This window comes from Shewanella sp. Pdp11, from assembly GCF_002838165.1.
GTDB lineage: Bacteria > Pseudomonadota > Gammaproteobacteria > Enterobacterales > Shewanellaceae > Shewanella > Shewanella hafniensis.
The window spans coordinates 2,714,027-2,734,006 of sequence record NZ_CP015194.1; the positions used below are offsets into that span (position 1 = coordinate 2,714,027).

At 46.3% G+C, this 19,980-nt stretch carries 18 protein-coding genes; 9 read left to right on the forward strand and 9 right to left on the reverse strand.

The annotated features are described in order from the left end of the window. Positions 1–37 precede the first annotated feature (37 nt). On the reverse strand, positions 38–730 hold the full coding sequence (pdsR, locus tag AYJ58_RS12030) for a proteobacterial dedicated sortase system response regulator (protein ID WP_106650305.1): 693 nt from the start codon (positions 728–730) through the stop codon (positions 38–40). Positions 731–987: 257 nt separating this feature from the next. On the opposite strand from pdsR, the gene pdsO reads away from it, so the two are divergent. From pdsO to AYJ58_RS12045, 3 genes are all read left to right on the forward strand, one after another. Next, positions 988–1,812, forward strand: coding sequence for a sortase-associated OmpA-like protein PdsO (gene pdsO / locus AYJ58_RS12035; RefSeq protein WP_106650306.1), 825 nt, complete (start codon positions 988–990; stop codon positions 1,810–1,812). Positions 1,813–1,913: 101 nt separating this feature from the next. After that, the gene (locus AYJ58_RS12040) at positions 1,914–4,229 is read left to right on the forward strand and encodes a marine proteobacterial sortase target protein (protein WP_106650307.1); all 2,316 of its coding nucleotides are present in this window, start codon (positions 1,914–1,916) and stop codon (positions 4,227–4,229) included. Positions 4,230–4,268: 39 nt separating this feature from the next. Then, positions 4,269–4,973 carry a class GN sortase gene (locus AYJ58_RS12045; protein ID WP_106650308.1) on the forward strand — a complete coding sequence of 235 codons (705 nt, stop codon included), beginning with the start codon at positions 4,269–4,271 and terminating at the stop codon, positions 4,971–4,973. 179 nt (positions 4,974–5,152) lie between these two features. Here AYJ58_RS12045 and AYJ58_RS12050 read toward each other — a convergent pair whose 3' ends face one another. Next, entirely contained in the window at positions 5,153–6,178 is a 1,026-nt protein-coding gene (locus tag AYJ58_RS12050; protein WP_106650309.1) for a GGDEF domain-containing protein, read from the reverse strand. Between the two features lie 209 nt (positions 6,179–6,387). On the opposite strand from AYJ58_RS12050, the gene AYJ58_RS12055 reads away from it, so the two are divergent. Further along, complete coding sequence (locus AYJ58_RS12055; RefSeq protein WP_198555434.1) at positions 6,388–8,010, forward strand: M28 family metallopeptidase; 1,623 nt, start codon at positions 6,388–6,390, stop codon at positions 8,008–8,010. 136 nt (positions 8,011–8,146) lie between these two features. On the opposite strand, the gene AYJ58_RS12060 is transcribed toward AYJ58_RS12055, so the two are convergent. The 3 genes from AYJ58_RS12060 to AYJ58_RS12070 all read right to left on the reverse strand — a co-directional run bounded on the left by AYJ58_RS12060 (position 8,147) and on the right by AYJ58_RS12070 (position 10,852). Beyond that, entirely contained in the window at positions 8,147–9,010 is an 864-nt protein-coding gene (locus tag AYJ58_RS12060; RefSeq protein ID WP_106650311.1) for a DUF481 domain-containing protein, read from the reverse strand. Positions 9,011–9,395: 385 nt separating this feature from the next. Continuing rightward, positions 9,396–10,382, reverse strand: a complete 987-nt coding sequence (locus tag AYJ58_RS12065) for an ATP-grasp domain-containing protein (RefSeq protein WP_106650312.1) — start codon at positions 10,380–10,382, stop codon at positions 9,396–9,398. 20 nt (positions 10,383–10,402) lie between these two features. Continuing rightward, the gene (locus AYJ58_RS12070; protein WP_106650313.1) at positions 10,403–10,852 is read right to left on the reverse strand and encodes a DUF413 domain-containing protein; all 450 of its coding nucleotides are present in this window, start codon (positions 10,850–10,852) and stop codon (positions 10,403–10,405) included. 108 nt (positions 10,853–10,960) lie between these two features. Here AYJ58_RS12070 and hdfR point away from each other — a divergent pair, with 108 nt between their 5' ends. Then, on the forward strand, positions 10,961–11,830 hold the full coding sequence (hdfR, locus tag AYJ58_RS12075; protein ID WP_106650314.1) for an HTH-type transcriptional regulator HdfR: 870 nt from the start codon (positions 10,961–10,963) through the stop codon (positions 11,828–11,830). Between the two features lie 10 nt (positions 11,831–11,840). Here hdfR and AYJ58_RS12080 read toward each other — a convergent pair whose 3' ends face one another. Continuing rightward, positions 11,841–12,212, reverse strand: a complete 372-nt coding sequence (locus AYJ58_RS12080; protein ID WP_006086380.1) for a diacylglycerol kinase — start codon at positions 12,210–12,212, stop codon at positions 11,841–11,843. A 280-nt stretch (positions 12,213–12,492) separates the two neighbouring features. On the opposite strand from AYJ58_RS12080, the gene AYJ58_RS12085 reads away from it, so the two are divergent. Further along, positions 12,493–13,440 (forward strand): DNA ligase, encoded by a 948-nt coding sequence (locus AYJ58_RS12085; protein ID WP_106650315.1) that lies wholly within the window; start codon positions 12,493–12,495, stop codon positions 13,438–13,440. 356 nt (positions 13,441–13,796) lie between these two features. After that, complete coding sequence (locus AYJ58_RS12095) at positions 13,797–14,279, forward strand: low molecular weight protein-tyrosine-phosphatase (RefSeq protein WP_106650316.1); 483 nt, start codon at positions 13,797–13,799, stop codon at positions 14,277–14,279. A gap of 230 nt (positions 14,280–14,509) precedes the next feature. On the opposite strand, the gene ylqF is transcribed toward AYJ58_RS12095, so the two are convergent. Together ylqF and AYJ58_RS12105 are read right to left on the reverse strand one after the other, a co-directional pair. Beyond that, on the reverse strand, positions 14,510–15,451 hold the full coding sequence (gene ylqF, locus AYJ58_RS12100; RefSeq protein ID WP_106650317.1) for a ribosome biogenesis GTPase YlqF: 942 nt from the start codon (positions 15,449–15,451) through the stop codon (positions 14,510–14,512). Positions 15,452–15,601: 150 nt separating this feature from the next. After that, entirely contained in the window at positions 15,602–16,441 is an 840-nt protein-coding gene (locus AYJ58_RS12105; protein WP_106650318.1) for an isopenicillin N synthase family dioxygenase, read from the reverse strand. A 394-nt stretch (positions 16,442–16,835) separates the two neighbouring features. On the opposite strand from AYJ58_RS12105, the gene AYJ58_RS12110 reads away from it, so the two are divergent. Continuing rightward, complete coding sequence (locus AYJ58_RS12110) at positions 16,836–17,741, forward strand: bifunctional methionine sulfoxide reductase B/A protein (protein WP_106650319.1); 906 nt, start codon at positions 16,836–16,838, stop codon at positions 17,739–17,741. Between the two features lie 97 nt (positions 17,742–17,838). Here the strand turns inward: AYJ58_RS12110 and hemB are convergent, their stop codons facing one another. Further along, positions 17,839–18,822, reverse strand: coding sequence for a porphobilinogen synthase (hemB, locus tag AYJ58_RS12115; protein ID WP_106650320.1), 984 nt, complete (start codon positions 18,820–18,822; stop codon positions 17,839–17,841). Positions 18,823–19,173: 351 nt separating this feature from the next. Here hemB and tsaB point away from each other — a divergent pair, with 351 nt between their 5' ends. Beyond that, on the forward strand, positions 19,174–19,887 hold the full coding sequence (tsaB, locus tag AYJ58_RS12120; RefSeq protein ID WP_106650321.1) for a tRNA (adenosine(37)-N6)-threonylcarbamoyltransferase complex dimerization subunit type 1 TsaB: 714 nt from the start codon (positions 19,174–19,176) through the stop codon (positions 19,885–19,887). Positions 19,888–19,980: the final 93 nt, after the last annotated feature.

A 19,980-nucleotide genomic window follows, 5' to 3' on the forward strand; every position in this document is an offset into this window, starting at 1 on the left:
GTTCAACACCGCGCTTAACGGTTTGTTAAGCCATAGATCAGGCTAAGCTGTCCCAGCGATAACCCATGCCATAAACCGTATCGATACAGTCAAACTCAGGCGCGGCGACAATGAACTTCTTGCGAATGCGTTTCACATGGGAAGTGATTGTGCTGTCATCGACAAAAATCTTCGCCTCTTGCATTAATTCATGACGGCTGCGCACATGGCCAGGGTGTTTGGCTAATGCATGTACCATCCAAAATTCGGTGACAGTCAGCTCAATCGGCAACTGGTTCCAATAGACTTGCATGCGATTGGCATCAATCGTCAGTGGACCACGTTCGAGCAGGTTTTCCTGCGCCGTTTGGCTGGCTGCAAGTTCGGAGCGGCGAAACAAGGCCGCTAAACGCGCAGTTAAATGGGGGAAACTCACTTCTTTACTCAAGTAGTCATCGGCGCCTAAACGTAGGCCACAAACAGTATCAAAGTCACTGTCACGGGCGGTCAAAAAGATGATCGGCAGCGTGCTCGACATAGCACGCAGTGACTGACACAGCATAAAGCCGCCGTCAATTTCATTACCTAAGCCGATGTCGATAATGGCTAAATCCGGTAAACGAGTATTAAAGGCTAACATGGCCGATGGTCTGTCGGCATAGGTTTGCACGCTGTAACCGTGTTGTTGCAGCACGTCCTTGTAATTCTCGCGAATGGCGGCTTCATCTTCCACTATGGCGATACGCTTCATAGAGCCCTATTCCTATTGACTTGGGGGAGTAAGTTTTCGTGACTATACAGGATTTTACCCGAGATAAAAGGCCACAAATGCAATTGCCATTTTGTTGCCACAATTGATAGTTGCATTGCCATTTTCCATCCCTGCTCATGCCATTCCACTTGTGTTTAATAGCCTCATTCAGTTTTGCACCCGTTTGACCTGATGGGGTTTTGAACCTGTTGTTCGGGTTCGAGTGCAAGCTCGGCTAATAATCAAAAAGGAATGAGATGATGAAAAAGACACTAATTAATTTGTTAGTTTTGAGTTTATTAAGCGCGCCCGTCGCCAGTGTGTCGGCGCGAGTATCACTGCAAAACCAAGGACAAGATCACAGCTTAGATAATGACGCCGATGTTAGCGGTATGGCGATGGATGATGAATACGCAAGCGAGGATGAACAACCGGAAGCCCTAATTGGCCTCGGTGGTGGAGCCTTAGTGGGGGCGTTAGTCGGTGGCCCAGTGGGTGCCATTATTGGCGCGTTCACTGGCACCTTGATTGGTAAGTCGGTCAGCGACACAGACACGCTGCACGTTCAGCAAAGACAGATCAGCCTGCAAGAGTCGCAATTATCCGAATTAAGTGTAAAGCAACAAGCCGCCGAAAAACGCGCCAGCGAATATGCCAAGGCGCAGCAAGATCTTGATGAGTTGCTATCCGCGCAGCGTCAATTACTCAGTGAACTCGCACTAGGACTAAACGTGCAGTTTCGCACTGGTTCCTACGAGGTCGAATCGCATTTTTTGCCCCAATTAGATGATGTGGCCGAGGTGATGAATTTGTCGCCTGAGCTTAATTTGGAATTAAAAGGTTATGCCGATCGCCGGGGTGATGTGAGCTACAACCAAGCCCTTTCTGAGCAACGTTTACTGGAAGTCCGTGGCTACCTGATGAAGCAAGGCGTCGCCGCTGAGCGCATGACAACCCAAGCGTTTGGCGCTTTATCACCATTGCAAGCGGAGCAGGATAGGGAATCGGATGTGTTCGATCGCCGCGTGACTTTGACCTTACAGCCCCATTCAACCTTGATGGCAACGCGCACGACGCAATAGTGGTCGATGTTAGTTGTCCATCCTAAGTCGTCAAATTAGAACATTCATTTCAATGACTGCGAATGTCAGTCCATATCGGTTAATAGAAGGAAGCCTTTGTGATGATCACAGGGAAAAGGGTAAAAGAAATCAGCGAAAGCTTAGCGATATTAATGATCAGTGCTGCCGTATGTTGGGGCTTGCCTTTTGTGGCATTAGCCTCACCCAATAGCACTGGCACATTGTCTGAGCCACAGAATATTGCCTCGGCGCTGGTAGGTCAAAACACTGCTCAAAGTACGGCAGAATCACAGGTCATTAATTACGATGACATTACCCAGGGATTATTACTTTATCGTCAGCCGAGCGGCGCTTGGGTGCCATCTTTGCCGCTCGATACACAAGTGTCGATGCAAGTCTCTGGCTTAAGTAATCGCGTGAGTGTGAAGCAGGTTTTTCGCAATAACACTGAGTTTGTGTTGAATGGGCAGTATTTGTTCCCGTTGCCCAATGAGGCCGCGGTGGATTCGCTGCGATTACATATCGGCCAAAGAGTTATCGAAGGGCAAATTCATCCTAAGGCCGAGGCTAAGCAGATTTTTGAGCAAGCCAAAGCGGAAGGCAAACGCGCCAGCTTAGTGAGCCAAGAGCGGCCAAATATGTTCACGACCGAAGTGGCCAACCTAGCACCGCAGGAAGAGCTGATTGTCGAAATCAGCTATCAGGAGAGCATCAAATATGAAGACGGCTTATTTAGCCTACGTTTTCCGCTGGTGGTCGCGCCTCGGTATATTCCGGGCCTGACCACTGACGTAAGTGCTAGCGATTCACATGATCCCATGGCACAGGTGCGCCAATCGAGCCGAGTGACCAGCTCGCAGGTGTTTGATGCCGACCGGATTGTGGCGCCGGTGCGTAATGCGACCAGTGAACGCGATCCTGTGCTTAAGGCTGACATTCAAGTCTTACTCGCCAAGGGGGTTGATAAGGCGTCCATTGAGAGCCCTTACCATGATATCCAACTTAAGCAAACCAATAGCGGCGTCGATGTTTCACTGGCGCAACGTGTGCCTGCTAATCGTGACTTTGTATTGCAATGGCGTGTACAGCAGGGCACAAGTCCTATGGCTTGGGTGTTTAATCAACAGGGTAAGACCCATAAACCCGATGGCGATAATGTGTCTCAGGACACGCTTGAAACCAGCACTGCCAACGGCGTAAATGAAGATAATTACAGTCTTGTCATGGTGTTGCCTCCTAAGGTCGAAAAGAGCAACCAGACGAGCTTGCCCCGTGAATTAATTCTGGTGATAGATACTTCGGGTTCTATGGCGGGGGATTCTATCGTTCAAGCCAAAAATGCACTGCTATATGCGTTAAAAGGACTCAAGCCCGAAGACAGTTTTAACATTATCGAATTTAATTCCAGTCTGTCTCAGCTTTCAGCGACACCATTACCGGCGACTTCGTCTAATTTGTCCCGCGCCCGTCAATTTGTGAGCCGTTTACAGGCCGATGGTGGCACCGAAATGGCGCTGGCATTGGATGCTGCATTGCCAAAATCCTTGGGCAGTGTCTCGCCAGATGCTGTGCAGCCTTTGCGCCAAGTGATCTTTATGACCGACGGCTCTGTGGGCAATGAGCAAGCCTTGTTCGATTTGATCCGCTACCAAATCGGTGAGAGCCGCTTGTTTACTGTAGGTATAGGCTCGGCGCCTAATTCTCACTTTATGCAAAGGGCGGCAGAACTGGGTCGCGGCACTTTTACTTATATTGGCAAAGTGGATGAAGTCGACGAGAAGATCAGCGCCTTGCTGAGCAAAATTCAATATCCCGTATTAACCGATATTCAAGTGCGTTTTGATGATGGCAGTGTGCCCGATTACTGGCCGTCACCGATTGCTGATTTGTACCGCGGCGAGCCTGTGCTTGTGAGTCTAAAACGCAGCGCCCGTGAGCCGCAGGAATTAGTGATTTCAGGTCGCCAAGGGCATAAAAATTGGCAACAGTCGTTATCGCTGCAGGACAACTCAGCAGGACTTATTACCAATCAAGGTGCGGGTTTAGACTTGTTGTGGGCTCGTAAACAGATTGGCGCACTGGAGCTGAGTAAAAATGGTGCGAATGATGACAAGGTTAAGCAGCAAGTGACGGCTTTATCGATGAATTATCACTTAGTCAGCGCCTATACCAGCTTAGTGGCGGTGGACTTAACTCCAATCGATTCAACCGCAATGAGCCGCGATGCCGTGGTGCGTCAGCACTTGCCCTTAGGTTGGCAACCCTTTGGTGCCTTACCGCAAACTGCGACATCGAGCCGTTTGGATATGTTATTGGGTGCATTGACCTTGCTACTGGCTTTGGTGCTTATGGGCTCGATTTTACGACAAAAACGCGAAGAGAAGGCGGCCATGATGGCGCTTGCCAGTCATCGATGAACCATGAACCAATGAATCATGAACGACGAGTAAAGCGCGATGAGCAAAGGCCGAACACAGCGATTTTTAGTAGTGGGATTATTTTTAATTGGTGCAACATTGTTAGGAAAGGGACTCTATATGCAAGCTAAAGCACACTTTGCCCAGTATTTGATTGAACAGGCGTGGACTAAAACCTTAGCCGATGGACAATCCCATAAGCCTTGGTCATGGGCAGATACTTACCCCGTCGCAAAGCTGTCGATTTATCGTGAACAAGCGGCTAACAACGATATTGAAGCCGAGCTTAATGACAGTTTATATGTATTGGCGGGGGCTTCAGGGCGAAATTTAGCCTTTGGCCCGAGTCTAGTGTTGTCCAGTGCGCCAGCGGGGCAAAAGGGCAATACTGTGATTGCCGGACACAGGGATACGCATTTTGCCATCCTTAATGGCATGACGGTAGGGCGTCGATTATCGCTGCAAACGCTTAAGGGAAATCACATTATTTATGAAGTAGTTGCGACTCAGGTAGTGCATGAAACTGAAACGCAGTTTATGGCGCCATCCGCTGATAATCGCTTAACCTTAATCACTTGTTATCCCTTCGATACGCTTCAAGGCGGCGCCGAACTGCGCTTTGTTGTGCAGGCGATACCCGTTGAAGATGAGCCAATGGAGACAGTTAGTGCTGATGTATCAACTTCAACTAGGGATGGGATGCCAGGGAAGGTCGCTTCTTTATCGCGCAGTTTCACCCATTAGATTACACGTTAAGTTGACCAAATAGTGCTTATCAGTAACCGTCAAATGACCTTCGCTTCACCGTCTTAGCCTGAAGCTGAATCATCGGCTCCAGGCTCATTCATTGCGTTGCGGTTATCACAACTAGGTTAATACACTCATGCCATTAAACTTATGCCATTAAACTTATGTCATTACAATCAGTTGCTGATCGGTAACACACGGTTTCGACCTAAGCGTTTAGCGTCATAAAGCAATTTATCTGCCGCTTCAATCAATTGCATGCCGGTTTGTTTTTCTTGCCATTGGGCAACCCCAAATGAGGCACTGATATTATTGATACGCTCGTCTTTACGTCTGTCTTTTAAGCTGAGCTTTTCGAGTCCACGGCGCATGGCTTCAGCCAGTTGCCTTGCAATACGTAACTGACTTTTAGGCACAATAATCGCAAACTCTTCACCGCCAAACCGATACAGTTTCGCACCATCGCGGCAGGATTCCTGTAGCCGTTTGGCCACGGCGCGTAACACTTGGTCGCCGAGCTGGTGGCCATAGGTGTCGTTAAATACTTTAAAATGGTCTATATCGGCCAAGATCACGCAGGTGCCTAAGGGCGCTTGGGCCAGCATGCCGGCAAAATCGCTGTCGAAGGCGCGGCGATTAAAGCAGCCAGTTAGTGCATCGTAGAGCACATCTTTTTCAGTTTGTTCGAGCTTTTTCTTTAGCGCATCGATTTCGGTTTGCGCTTTTTGCAATTGTCCGGTGAAGAACTCAGTGCTCGAGCGAATATTGTCTGACTCCTTGACTAAACTGCGCACCAGATCGAGCACTTGCTCAACACTAAATCCCTCATCTTCGATGCGATTGAGTTTTTCAAAATTACTCACGATGCGCGACTGGAATTCATTGGCATCCAGATTGGTATCTTTGAGCGATTGGGACAGTTCAGTCACCATAGCATCCAGATTCTGGCGCATTTCGCGGACATCGAGTTCAACGGGATCGGCAACATACTGGCGATATAAGAGTTCGCTACTTACAGGAGGACAGGTATTGTACTGGGCGATAACGGTATCGAGTCGTTGATTTAATTCAGGATTCTGTTCACCAACATAAGTGTACCAAAGTGCATAATTAACCGGGGTGGTCGGGATTTTATGTTTGAGCATCAGAGGCACAGCTTTTTTGAGATTGAGTGCAGCGGCTTGTAATAACTCTATCGACATATTGTTACCTTACTCAATGAAAATGCACGGATATTTTAAAGTTTTCGCTATTTATATTGTTGTTATTGGTTCAGGGTTAGCCACATATAACGTTGGGTTGATACCGACACGAACACCGTTTGTACTTGGGCTACAGCGATTCCGTTTGCGTTAAGACTTACATCATAAACTAAAAATGATATGGTAAAGTCTATCCTTAAAATCAAATAATGATAATAACTTGGGAGAAAGTTGTGAAAAATATCCTCTTAGCCACAAGTCTGATGGCCACTGTCTCATTACCCGCTTTAGCTGAAACCGCATTTGTACAAAGCCTTGATCTCGCGCAATATCGAACCGATGTAAAAACCTTAGCAAGCGATGCCTTTGGTGGACGTGCGCCCTTGTCTGAAGGTGAAACCTTAACTTTAGACTATTTAGTCAAAGCATTTAAAGATATGGGTCTCAAACCCGGATTTGGCGACAGTTATCTGCAGGCTGTGCCTTTGGCGCAAATTAGCGCAGATCAAAATATGCAGCTTGATATCGGTGGACTTAAATTTGCCAATGGCAGTGAATTTACCGCGAGAACCCAAAGAATCGCCGAAACCGTGAGCCTGAATAAAAGCGATGTGGTGTTTGTCGGCTACGGGATCAACGCGCCCGAATATGGTTGGAACGATTATCAAGGGTTAGATGTAAAAGGCAAAACCGTTATCGTGCTCGTGAACGACCCAGGCTTTGCGACTCAAGACCCTGCGGTATTTAAAGGCAATGCCATGACCTATTATGGTCGCTGGACTTATAAGTATGAGGAAGCGGCGCGTCAAGGCGCCGAGGCTGTGTTTATTGTTCACGAAACAGCGCCTGCCGCCTATGGTTGGGGTGTGGTGCAAAACTCCAACACAGGCACTAAGTTCACTCTGGTCGATGCTAATAATAACCAAGGTCAAGTTGGCGTGATGGGCTGGGTTCAGCACGAAACCGCGCAAAAAATATTCGCCAAAGCGGGACTGGATTTCGATACCTTAAAACAGCAAGCAGCCAAGCCAAACTTTAAGGCGATCCCACTTAAACTAAGCGCCCAGCTCACGTTAAACAATAAAATTGAACGCGCTGAGTCCCATAACGTCGCGGCTTTACTACCGGGTAAAACGCGCCCCGACGAAGTGGTAATGATGCATGCCCATTGGGATCATCTTGGCACTGTGATTGAAGACGGTAAGTCAGAGATTTTAAACGGAGCGGTCGATAATGCCAGTGGTGTGGCGGGTGTTTTAGCATTGGCGCGTTACTTCAAACAGCAAGCCAAGACGGCGCCACTGGATCGCTCTGTGCTCTTCAGTGCCTTTACGGCGGAAGAAACGGGTCTGATTGGTGCACAGCATTTTGCTCAGCATCCGAGTGTGCCCACGAAGAACATCGTCGCCTTTTTAAATATCGATGGCATGAATGTGAACAAGGGCGTGGATTACATTTTGCGTTATGGCGAAGGTGTGTCTGAGTTGGAGCAATACTTAGATAACGCCGCGAAGGCCCAAGACCGTTCGGTAAAAGGTGATCCAAGACCGCAGAATGGGTTGATGTTTAGATCAGACCACTTTGCGCTGGCACAACAAGGTGTACCTGGATTGCTCTTTATGAGCCTTGGCGATACCGATCCTGATTATATCGCCCATAAATATCATAAGCCTGCCGATGATTATGATCCAAGCTGGAATTTAGGTGGTGTAAGCCAAGACCTAGACCTCATCGCCAGTATGATTACCACCTTAGCCAATAGTAGCGATTGGCCCCATTGGCTTGAGTCATCTGACTTTAAAGCCAAGCGCGAGCAAGATGGCCGTAAATAGTGTTAATGAGTTGAATTATAAGGGTGCCCAGTAGGTGCCCTTATTTTTTGGACTGATTTTAGCTGAGAATTGAGCGATAGTTTTAGCGAGGCGTAGCGATTTAAGACAATAACAGTTTTAAGGGAATATAGTTGAATTAAAAAGAATAACTGATGGAAAGCATAGGGCCGATAAAGCTGTAATAGATATTGTAATCGGCGATTTGAGTGTCTTTATTCGGCGAGTTTTGGGCGATATCCACATCCACTTTGTAGTAGTTATAGGCCACGCTCATACGCCAGTTTTGAGTGATTTGTGCATCGACCCCCACTTTGATATCAACGAGTTCGCCTTTTACATCATTGAGTGTGATGTAAAAATACTGTGCATGGCTGGTGACTTGCCAACCGGGAACAAATTCATACTGACCATAAATGCCAAAGTCCGGCAGTGGTGCAGTGACATTTTCATCAACAATGCGCGGTATCGCTTGGCTACCACAGACATTATTGAGTAGTTCCGATGAAGCGCAAACCCCAATCACACCTTCAAAACCTGTCTTGATAAACATAGTGTGTAAACCAAATGACAGACCCACATCATAGTTACTGCCTTGAAAAACATCATAACCATAACCTAAACGCAGTACATCGATGTTTAAGGTTGAACTGAGCTTACCGCCGGCTTTGATATCGTAAATGGTGTCGTTGATTTCAAGCTGGAAGGGTTTGGCTAAGGCTTGGGTGTCGGCGCTGCGGTGGAGTTGTTTCCAGTCGAGGTAGATATTATGCCGCTCGTTGAAGTGATAATTTAACTCAATAAAAGGCAGAAATTCGTTTTCAGCGAGTTGTAGATCGGACTCATAATCTAAGGTGAAATTATTACCCGAAACTGGGTTAGTGACTTGCATATTAGTGTCTGACTGCGAGTAAAAACCGCCTAACTGAATAGTAAAGTCATCGGCTTGCACTTGAGTGCTGGCGAGTGACGCTATGATGAGGGGCAACAGGCGAATCGACATGTTAAGGAGTAACTCCAGCATTATTCTTATTATGTTTAGCGATAAGGTCAGACTTTAGTGCAATAAAAAATCGACATTTGGAGTTTAACAGCAAATTTTGCGATGTGAATAAAATGTTTTAAAAAATGCGAAAATTTGTGATTTAAAACAAAAGTAGGACTTATTTTAGCGCTGTTGAATGAAATTTGAGCGAAACATCACATCAATTGTGGATTGAAGGGCTGACACAAGGGAAGGGTAAGAGCTACTTAGGCATGGCTTCAGTATTGCAGCTTTGCTTGTGGCGCGAGATGTCAGTGGATGTGAAACACGTAAATGGAGACGTAATCAATTTAAGAATAGCTAGCGGCGTGATACCGCTAGTTATTAAGTTGTCCCTCGTCCGCTATTTAGGCTCGATAACGGTCGCTACAGACGTTTCTACATTGTCAGTAATAACCACTTTGGGGCTATTTGGCTCATCTTTATTAAACATGCCTAAACGGATGCGAATAAAGTGTAAAATTTGCGCGGCAATATCCACATTCAAACAGGATTCTAAGCCTTCAAATCCTGGGGATGAGTTTGCTTCGCAAATTTTGTAATGGCCGTTATCAAACAATAAATCGATACCCGCAACATCGAGATCGAGAATATTGGCTGTTTGCGTGGCAAGCCATTCAATTTCAGGGGTGATTTGAAACGGACGTGCTGAACCGCCAGCACTGACATTGGCTTTAAAGCTGTCTTCTTGACCACGCCTTTCATAGCAACCCGCAACACGACCACCGATAGTAAATACCCGAAGATCGCGGCCATGACTGTTAGCGATAAACTCTTGCAGAATGATGTTAGCGTTTTTGTTGGTCGCTTCAATCAACTGCATTAGATCGTCAAATTCCCGTGCTTTATGGGATAAAAACACACCGCTGCCCTGTGAGCCAGAAAGCGTTTTAATCACCACAGGAAAGCCGAGATGGCGCTCTACGAGGGCGATATCGACGGGGAATTTAACCAACATGGTTTTGGGCGTAGGCAAATTTTTCTCGGCCAACAATTGCTGGGAGAATAATTTGTCTTTAACGATTTCAATAGCTTTAGAAGGATTGAGGCAATACACCCCTAATCTTTCTAAGTGGCGAATAATGGCTAAGGCAAAGTAAGTTGTGCCAGATCCCATTCGCGGAATAATAAAATCGGGCAGCTCAACGGCTTGCCCATTCAATAAAATACTCTTGTTATCTTCTCTGGTGACAGTCAGATCAAATTCATCAGGTGCGTAAACTTCCAACTCTATGTTGTCGGCTTTTGCTGCCGCTAGTAGACGCTCAATTTCATACCATTCAGGTTTTAGCTGAGTCGCGGTTTCTTTATATAAAATCCAACCACGCATTTAGTAGCAAACCTTAATCTTCATTCTTTATCCTCGGGTTCAGGTTCATCCTGAACATCATCTTCAATATCAAATACAGCCTCAGCCTCAACTTCTATTTCGGGCTTGGTTGCAGGCAAATGCACTGTACCAACCACGGCATAAAAGGGTTTCCCCATGGCGAGCCTGCGATACTTTACCCAGATCTGCTCTAACAAGCTACTGGGCGCGATATTTCCTTTGGCGACTTCCACAAATTGAGCTTCATCGGAGGTACAGGGCAAGGATTTACCTTCGGCGAGATTCTTCATAGCATGACCATGCAATTCAAGCAGTTCGGCTTCCTTATTGGTAAAATCGCCGCTTCGTTTGAAGCCTTTGGGGAAATTAGTGTCGTCGTAGAAACGTTTTTGCGAGACAAAACTGGCAGCAGCTGAGCCGTTAAACGTCTCAGAACCCTTGTTAGCGTTTGAAAAAGACTGTTCAGACATGGCAGATACCCTCTAGTTTTTGATATACAAAGATTTGCAACTGGAGTATTGGCTAGTATTATTGATTTATAAATCAAAAAAATTTGCCTATGTTGGTCAAGAATTTTTATGGATACCGATTTACTGAAAACCTTTCTTGAAGTCTCCCGTACTCGCCATTTCGGTAAAGCGGCCGAGAATCTGTATCTCACGCGCAGTGCTGTGAGTTTTCGAGTCAAGCAGCTTGAGAGCATTTTAGGCGTCGCGCTGTTTGAGCGTCAGCGTAATAACATTCAGCCCACCCCCGCAGGCGAGCGCATGCTTGGTCATGCAGAGGCAGTATTAACGGCGTGGGAGCGGGCGAAACAAGATGTTTCCCTGAGTCAGTTACAGTCGACTCAGCTTGCCATTGGTGCAGGGCCGAACATTTGGGATGCCTATTTGCAAGGTTATTTACAGGGGCTGCACGTGGGGCTGCCCGGCGTTGCGCTGCGCACCGAAGTGCTGCCTGCCAATGCGATGACGCGCCAATTAATGGACCGCACCCTCGATATCGCGATTTCATTCGATCCGCCAAAGCTTGATCAATTTGAATTAGTGCAGCTGGGGCAAATTAATTTGTTGTTGGTTTCGAGCCTAAAAGGTCAAACGCTGAATGCCGTGGTGCCGGGGCAATATGTGAAAGTAGATTGGGGAACGGCGTTCAATATTGTGCATGCGCAGGAATATGCCTCGCTGCCTGTGCCAACGCTACATACGAGCTCTGCGCGTATCGCCTTGGATTTCATCCTAAATAATGGTGGCTGCGCGTTCTTACCCGAGCATTTGGTGCAGCATGCATTGCGCTGCGGCGAATTGCATCACGTTAGTGGCGCCAGTGCCATTTCACGAAATGTGTATGTTGCCTATTGGGCAGAAAATGATCGTTTAGCCCAGATCAAACAAGCCATCGACTTTTTAAGGGACGATGGCTCAGTGTTTGCTCATGCGACTATCTAAAACGTCGGTGTTAAAACACCAGTGGCGCGAGTACAACCAGCCAAGTTAATCCACACAGTGCAAGACTCATAAATACGGCGGCCGAGGCGATGTCCTTGGCTTGGCCACTTAATGGGTGAATTTCACTGCCAACACGATCGACCACAGCTTCAATCGCCGAGTTTAAAAGCTCAACAATCAACACGATAAACAGTGTAAAAATCAGCAACAAACGTTCAATCGTGCTGATATCAACCCACAAAGCCACGGGTAACATGACGATAGCCAACATTAATTCTTGTCTAAAAGCGGCTTCGTGGACCCAAGCGGCTTTTAAGCCCTTCATCGAAAATCCCGTCGCTCTGAAAATGCGTTTAATACCGTGATTGTTGGCTGGTTTCATAGTGTTTCCAATAGACATTAGCGACAACGCGCTGAGGTGCTGCTCATTCAAACTGGCTTGATAAAACCAACGGTTGTAGATTTTAACATTTGACTGAGTCAATAAATTTGGCCGCAGTATAGCCCGAGATGAAAAGCGCATAAACAATTAACTGAGTAAAAATGTTATCAACATTCGTTGTTAACTTAAGCGCTTAGTGAATTTCGGAATTTTTTTTAGTGCAACTTGAGCTATGGGTTCTAAGCTTGTTGAAGGATATATTGCCAGAGTGAGCAAGGGAATGACTCATACCAGTCCGTTACAAGATTTAACATTTCATTGGTTTATCCGCTTTCGGTTTTTCAAACAACGTCTGTTCTTACTCAGTCTGCTCATTTTCTGTTGTTTCGATCCAGTGACCTATGCAAAAACATCACCACCTTCAATACAGTTGGCAACTGAGTTTGATGCCCAGCAAGAGATTAATATTCACGACTTTTTGATTAGCGAAAAACTTGATGGAGTTCGAGGTTACTGGAACGGAGAGGCATTATTGACTCGGCAAGGTAATCTTATTGCTGCTCCAACTTGGTTTATCGCGAATTTTCCGAATTATCCCCTCGATGGTGAATTATGGCTTGGGCGAGGTCAGTTTGAAGCGATGTCGAGCATAGTTCGACAAACCTTAGCTAAGGATGATGATTGGCGCAAAGTGCGATTTATGGTGTTCGATGTGCCTAAGGCGGGTGGCGACTTTCAACATCGCTATCAATTTGCGTTGACCGAATTAAGCGATAAATCGCATTATCTTGAAGTTATAGCGCAGTTCCAAGTGGACAGTCTGGAAGCCCTGTATCAAAAATTTGATAGCTTAGTTGCTAAAGGCGCTGAAGGATTAATGCTACATCGTAGCTCTGCGACCTATGTCAGTGGCCGCAATCCTAATTTGATGAAATTAAAACCCTATTATGATGCTGAAGCGACAGTGATCGGCCATATACCAGGTAAAGGTCAATTTGCAGGGCAAATGGGGGCAATAAGAGTACAAACCCCAGACGGCCGCGTTTTCAACATAGGCACAGGTTTTAATCTCGCAGAGCGCCAACATCCCCCCGCTGTGGGTGCAATCATCACCTATAAATATTTAGGTCTTACCGTAAATGGCTTACCCAGATTTGCCAGCTTTCTGCGGGTACGAGTCGATGTGGATGAGGGTAATAAAGTCATTTCATCGCAAGAAGGAAACTAGCGGGGCAGTTCTGCCCGCAATACTGCTCCGCTAGTATTTAAATCATTACTCGTAAAAAGTGACTGTAGTAAGTAGTTGTTCACTATAATTAAAAATATCGTCTACTGAACTAATGGGATGACGAGTTTCATTTTTATTAGCATCCATTAATCCAAGGTATTTTTGTTTAACCTAGCGAATACTGGCGTATCACGATGAACGTTAATGTATAAATTAAAAAAACCTTCAATATTTACTGATTAATTGGCAATGATTTCACTCTTATGTCGCCTTAATTTGACAATTCAGGTGCAAACCACATTTAATCACTTAATCATGGCGGTAGATAAGTTTTGACTGTGGAAGGATTGAATGAAATGAAAGAGGCGAGAGTGCAACGCATCTTGATGGTGTGTCTAGGTAATATTTGTCGCTCACCGACGGCAGAAGCTGTGTGCCGCTTTAAGGTTGCGCAGCGTAGGCTCAATATTGAGGTGGACTCTGCGGGGACTATTGGTTATCACCAAGGGGATACGCCTGACCGCCGTGCTATGGCGGCGGGGGAAAAGCGGGGTTTTAGTTTCGATGGAATGCGGGCTCGGCAGGTTGTGGATGCCGACTTTGAACATTTTGATTTAATTTTGGCGGCGGATAATGCCAATTTAGCGGATTTGCGTAGTCGTTGTCCGCTTGAGTATCAGTACAAGTTACAGTTAATGCTCTCTTATGCGAATACGCAAGTCACGGAAGTGCCGGACCCTTACTATGGTGGCGAGCAGGGCTTTGAACTGGTGTTGGATTTATTAGAGCAGAGTTTGGATACCTTGCTTGATAGGTTGACCTCTGGTGCGCAAAAGTAGTTGCGAGTGGCTGTGTTTGTTAACGCGACATCTTCGTTTATGAAAATAAAAAACCAGCATATTCAATATACTGGCTTTAATATTAAGCTTGATGAATTAGCTTACTAAGCTTGAATATCAACGCCATTAGCGTCTTATCTTCAACACACGTTGAGCGTTATTTTCAATGCTTGCAGAGATAGTAAGATAACTTGCCGTGATGACTAAGCTTGATGACTACGCGTAATCAGTTAGTCGTTATGGCGCTTACCAGAACGCTTCAATCTTTCTGCTGCGAGTTTTGCTTCTTTTATTGCTTCCTTCTCCGCCATGATGCGGGCGACTTCAATCTTCTCAAGCTCGGCCATCGCAGGCGTTTCTAACGAAAGTAGACCGATTTTGCCTGAGCGGTATTCATGCAGCAATAACTCAGATGCCTTGTGCATATCGATGCGACCACCGGGACGCAGGGCGCCACGTTTACGGCCAATTGCTTCAAGTAAAGCCACATCATCCTTGGGTAATTCACTTAAGTTGTAGCGTTCACAAATCTCTTTTGGATAAGCGGTTAAGAAATACTTAGCAGCGAACAGGGCTACATCTTCATATTCCATCGCGGTATCTTTAATGGCACCCGTGACGGCGAGGCGATAGCTGCTCGCTTCGTTATCCACTTTTGGCCACAAAATCCCTGGGGTGTCCGAGAGCACGATACCGTTACGTAAATTGATCCTTTGCTGGGTTTTAGTGACCGCAGGTTCGTTACCGGTTTTGGCGATAACACGGCCAGCTAAGGTATTGATGATGGTAGATTTCCCAACGTTGGGGATCCCCATGATCATAGTGCGAATATCTTTTTCGGTTTTATCGCGACTTGGCACTAACTTACGGCAGATATCAGGGATTTTTTTCACCATTGCCGCTTGCAGTGTGGTGATCGCGGTGGCTTTTACGCCTTGTTCGCGTTCTAAGTATTCAATCCATTGCGCAGTGATCTCTGGATCGGCCAGATCAGATTTATTGAGTAGTTTGATACAAGGTTTGTCGCCTCGAAGCTGAGCCACCATGGGGTTTTCGCTACTGTAGGGAATACGCGCGTCCAGCACTTCGATAACAAGATCGACCTGAGGCATTGCCTCTTCAATCTCTTTGCGTGCCTTGTGCATATGCCCTGGATACCACTGAATTGCCATGATAACGCCTTGTCCTAAATAACTTAAAGAACGGCTATTCTACCTTGAAGGCGGCGAATGTCATAAAAAAAGCGCCCTAAGGCGCTTTAATCGCTTAATCCTTGACTGTCTTTTGTGATTATCACTTGGATTAATAGGGGGTATTAAGGGTTAAATAACCCCTAGTTCGCGTAGTCTTTCCATCAGATAACTGTCGGCGGTATAACGCTCAGACAGCACGACAGCAGGGTTTGGATGCAAAAATAACGGCAAAGAGATCCGTGGTTTGGTTTTATCCGTACCTTCAGGATTGATGACGCGATGTGACGTCGATGGGAAATAACCGCCAGACGCTTCCTGTAGCATGTCACCGATATTGATAATAATGCTGCCAAAATCGCTGGGGACATCTAACCAAGTGCCATCTTTGGCTTTCACTTGTAACCCAGGCTCATTGGCCGCAGGTAACACTGTGATAAGGTTAATATCTTCATGGGCGGCGGCGCGAATGGCGCCCATTTCTTCACTGCCCGTCATCGGTGGGTAATGCAGAATGCGCAACAAGGTTTTTTGGCTGTTGGCGATCATTTCTGGCAATGGCATCGAAAACTTGGCTTTTACGTCTTCGGGTGAGTAGGTTTCAATCCACTCTAAAAGTTCTGAAGCCAGCGCATTGGCTTTGTCGTAATAGGCGAGAATATTGGCACGCAGTGAATCGGGGATCCGGCCCCAAGGATAAACGTGATAGTACTCTTTAATGTCTTTGACTGTGTTGCCTTTGGCGGTTTCAGAAATCGATGCGGGGAAGAAACCGTCGTGGGTTTCTTTTTTGAACATATAGTCGTTTTTAGCTTCTGAATTAAAAAAGGCTTGCCACTCGGTGTAGATGTCTTCAACTAAGCGCTTATCAATCGGATGATTAGATAAAACACCAAAGCCAGTTTCCCTAAGTGATTCAACGAATTGCTGGGCACTGTTTTCAGCGCGGTAATCAATGGTTTCTAATTTCATTGTGGTTTCTACTTGTTATATTTAGTTGTAATTTGACCCGCAGCAAGTGTAGCCGTGCGCTTGAGCGGGTGCAAATACTCCGCGAGGGTGAGTGAGAGCAACTGCTGTATTTTCGGTCATTTATGTTGTCGCTTAATGCGCACTGATTTAAATGCTTAAATTAGGACTGACTTAAGTGGCAAGATTTTAGCCGTTAAACCCGTTAGTATGGGTTATTGGATGTGTTGTGATTAGATTTGTTGTGATTGGGATTGATGTCAGCCGCATTTGAAAACGAGCGCAAGATATCTTGCTTGGAGTGGGTCTTATGTTGGCTTTTTATGGAACAGCTGCTTAATCAACTTAATCAAAGAGTATCAAAATAGACAACGACGTGAGTCGAAAGGGCATTAATATGAACAAACTGACCGATTTTGAACGCTATGTTATCGAAGAAAAAGGCACTGAACGACCATTTAGTGGTGAGTATTATGATCATGATGCCAAGGGTTTGTATTTATGCAAAAAATGCCATGCGCCCTTGTACCGCTCTGAGCATAAATTTAATGCCCATTGTGGCTGGCCAGCTTTCGATGATGAAATCGCCGGCGCTGTAATGCGCCATGTTGACGCCGATGGCCGCAGAACCGAGATTGTCTGTAGCCAGTGTGGCGGCCATTTGGGCCATGTTTTTGAAGGTGAGATGTTAACTCCCAATAATATTCGTCACTGTGTTAACTCCGTTTCTATGGTTTTCAAAGGGATGGATGATGCTGTTGAACCAGCATCGAACAGCTTTGCAACTTTTGGCGCTGGTTGTTTTTGGTGCGTCGAGGCGATTTTTAAAAGCCTAAAAGGCGTTGTGAACGTGACTTCTGGTTATGCTGGCGGTGATGCCCATGACGCCGATTATAAATCCGTTTGCTCGGGTCAAACTGGTCATGCAGAGGTGGTGCATATTGAGTTCAATCCAGAGGAAATTGATTTTACAACGCTGTTGCAGGTCTTTTTTGAGAGTCATGATCCGACCACGCTTAACCGTCAAGGCAATGATAAGGGGCCACAATATCGCTCCGTGGTGTTTGCCCATAATGCTGAGCAGATTGAGCAAACCACTGCTATGTTAACTCAATTAACGACGGCCAAGGTTTTTGATGCGCCGATTGTGACTCAAATGTCAGCGTTTGAGACGTTTTATCCCGCTGAAAATTATCACAATGATTACTTTGCTTTACACGGTGAGCAGCCTTATTGTCAGATGGTTGTGCGCCCTAAAGTCGAAAAAGTGAAAGCCTTGTTTGCACGATTGCAAAAAGCTTAAGCAATTAAGCGCAGGATACTAAATACAAAAACGCCACCGATAAAGGTGGCGTTTTTAATCGGTTTTTTAATGTCCGCAACGGTCGTTACCGAGATAACTATCTACTTTCGGCTAACCATTGGGCGTATTGTTTGGTGTAATAGCTGACAATCAAATCCGCTCCGGCTCGCTTTAAGCCGACAAACGTTTCAGTCACCACAGCACGCTCATCCAACGCACCTGCAAGGGCGGCAAACTTAATGCCCGCATATTCGCCGCCGACTTGATAGGCGGCGAGTGGCAAGTGAGTTTCTTGTCTTAAACGGCTTAACACATCTAAGTAGGGCGTACCGGGTTTAACCATCAGGATATCGGCGCCTTCGGCTTCATCTAATGAGGCTTCTAACAGGGCTTGGCGACCGTTGGCATAATCAAGCTGATATCCCTTGCGGTTACCACTGAGTTCACAATCGACCGCGGCTCTAAAAGGACCGTAGAAGGAAGAGGCGAATTTTGCCGAGTGAGCCAGAATCGCCACATGCTCAAAACCTGCGGCATCGAGCCCTTGGCGAATGGCTTTTACTTGACCGTCCATCATGGCCGATGGTGCTAACATATCAGCGCCCGCTTTGGCGGCTGTTATCGATTGCTTAACTAAATTTTCGACGGTGAGGTCGTTGCAGACTTCATTATTGTGCACCACGCCGCAATGGCCGTGATCTGTGTATTCACAAAAACAAATGTCGGGGATCACCATCATCTCAGGCACGGTAGCTTTAATGGTGCGCACCATGCGGGCGAGCAAGCCATTGTCGTCCCAGGTATCGCTGCCCTTATCATCCTTAGTGTGGGAAATCCCAAAGGGCATTACATAACGGATCCCGAGGGCGTAAAGTTCGCGCACTTCATCCGCCAGTGCACTCTCTGGTAAACGGCTGATGCCAGGTAGCGTAGAGATAGGCACGGCATGGGTGATGTGCTCTTCTATGAACAGGGGATGGATAAGATCGCTTAACGAAATATGGGTTTCGCGCAGCAGATCACGCATCGCTTCTGAACTACGTAAGCGTCTTAGGCGACGCAATGGAGGCGTGTTTAACATGAAATATCCTTATCGAAGGCGGGTTAGTGCAATCGTACAATAGTAAAGGAATGGCAAGGAATGAATTCAATCCAGACTTGTCTGCTCTGACAAGCAAAGTTAAAAAAGTTTCCCCAAGCGAGCGGTATTCATTAATGAGTTTATCGATCATTGACTTAGATCACATAAATCCATCAAGTCCTGATTTGCTACTGGATATCATGCGGGCGCTATTTTAGCTGACTTACTTGCTTAGCCCTTTGTTTTCGGGCATTTGATGTTATTATTTGCGCCAGTTTACTCATGGCATATTCGCACAATACCGAAATGGTTAACTTGATGCGAAATCTTGCCCGCTAATCCGGTTTTGAAATGACAATAACACACGAACACTCTGCTTGTATTCTTGCCTTAGACACTTGTACCGAATCCTGCTCAGCTGCGCTGCAATATCAAGGTCAGATTTATGCTGAACTTGCCGATGCGCCGCGTGAACACAGCCAGCGTCTGTTACCTATGGTCGATTCAGTGCTCAAGCAAGCGGGCATTAGCTTAGATAAAGTGGCGGCGATTGCCTATGGTCGAGGTCCTGGCAGTTTTACGGGGATCCGTATTTGTACTAGCATGACTCAAGGTCTAGCGCTGGGGTTAGATTTGCCTGTGATTGGTATTTCAACTCTTGCAGCAATGGCACAAATGGCGATTAGCGTGCATCAAGCCGAGCAAGTGCTGTGTGCCATTGATGCGCGTATGGGCGAAGTGTATTGGGGTCAGTTTGTGGCCGTCGATGGTATAGCGACATTAGTCGGTAAAGAAGTGGTCAGTGCGCCTGCCAACGTACAACTTCAGCTTGATACTGAAGCGCCCATTGTGGCTTGCGGCACAGGTTTTGATGCGTATCCTGATTTACTGGCACTCGGCAAAGGGATTTTAGCTCTCGACGCCGTGAAATATCCCGATGCAAGGGCTATGCTGATATTGGCTGAAGCAGGCATCAAAGCTGGGCTAACAACCTCGGTCGATGAGCTTGAACCTGTGTATTTACGTGATACAGTTACATGGAAAAAGTTACCCGGTCGTGAATAAGCTGTTCTTTGCCTGAGTATCTGCGATAGAATCTCAGGCAATTACTGCTAAGCATTTTTTACGATGAATGGCTTAACGATGGATAGTGCAAAC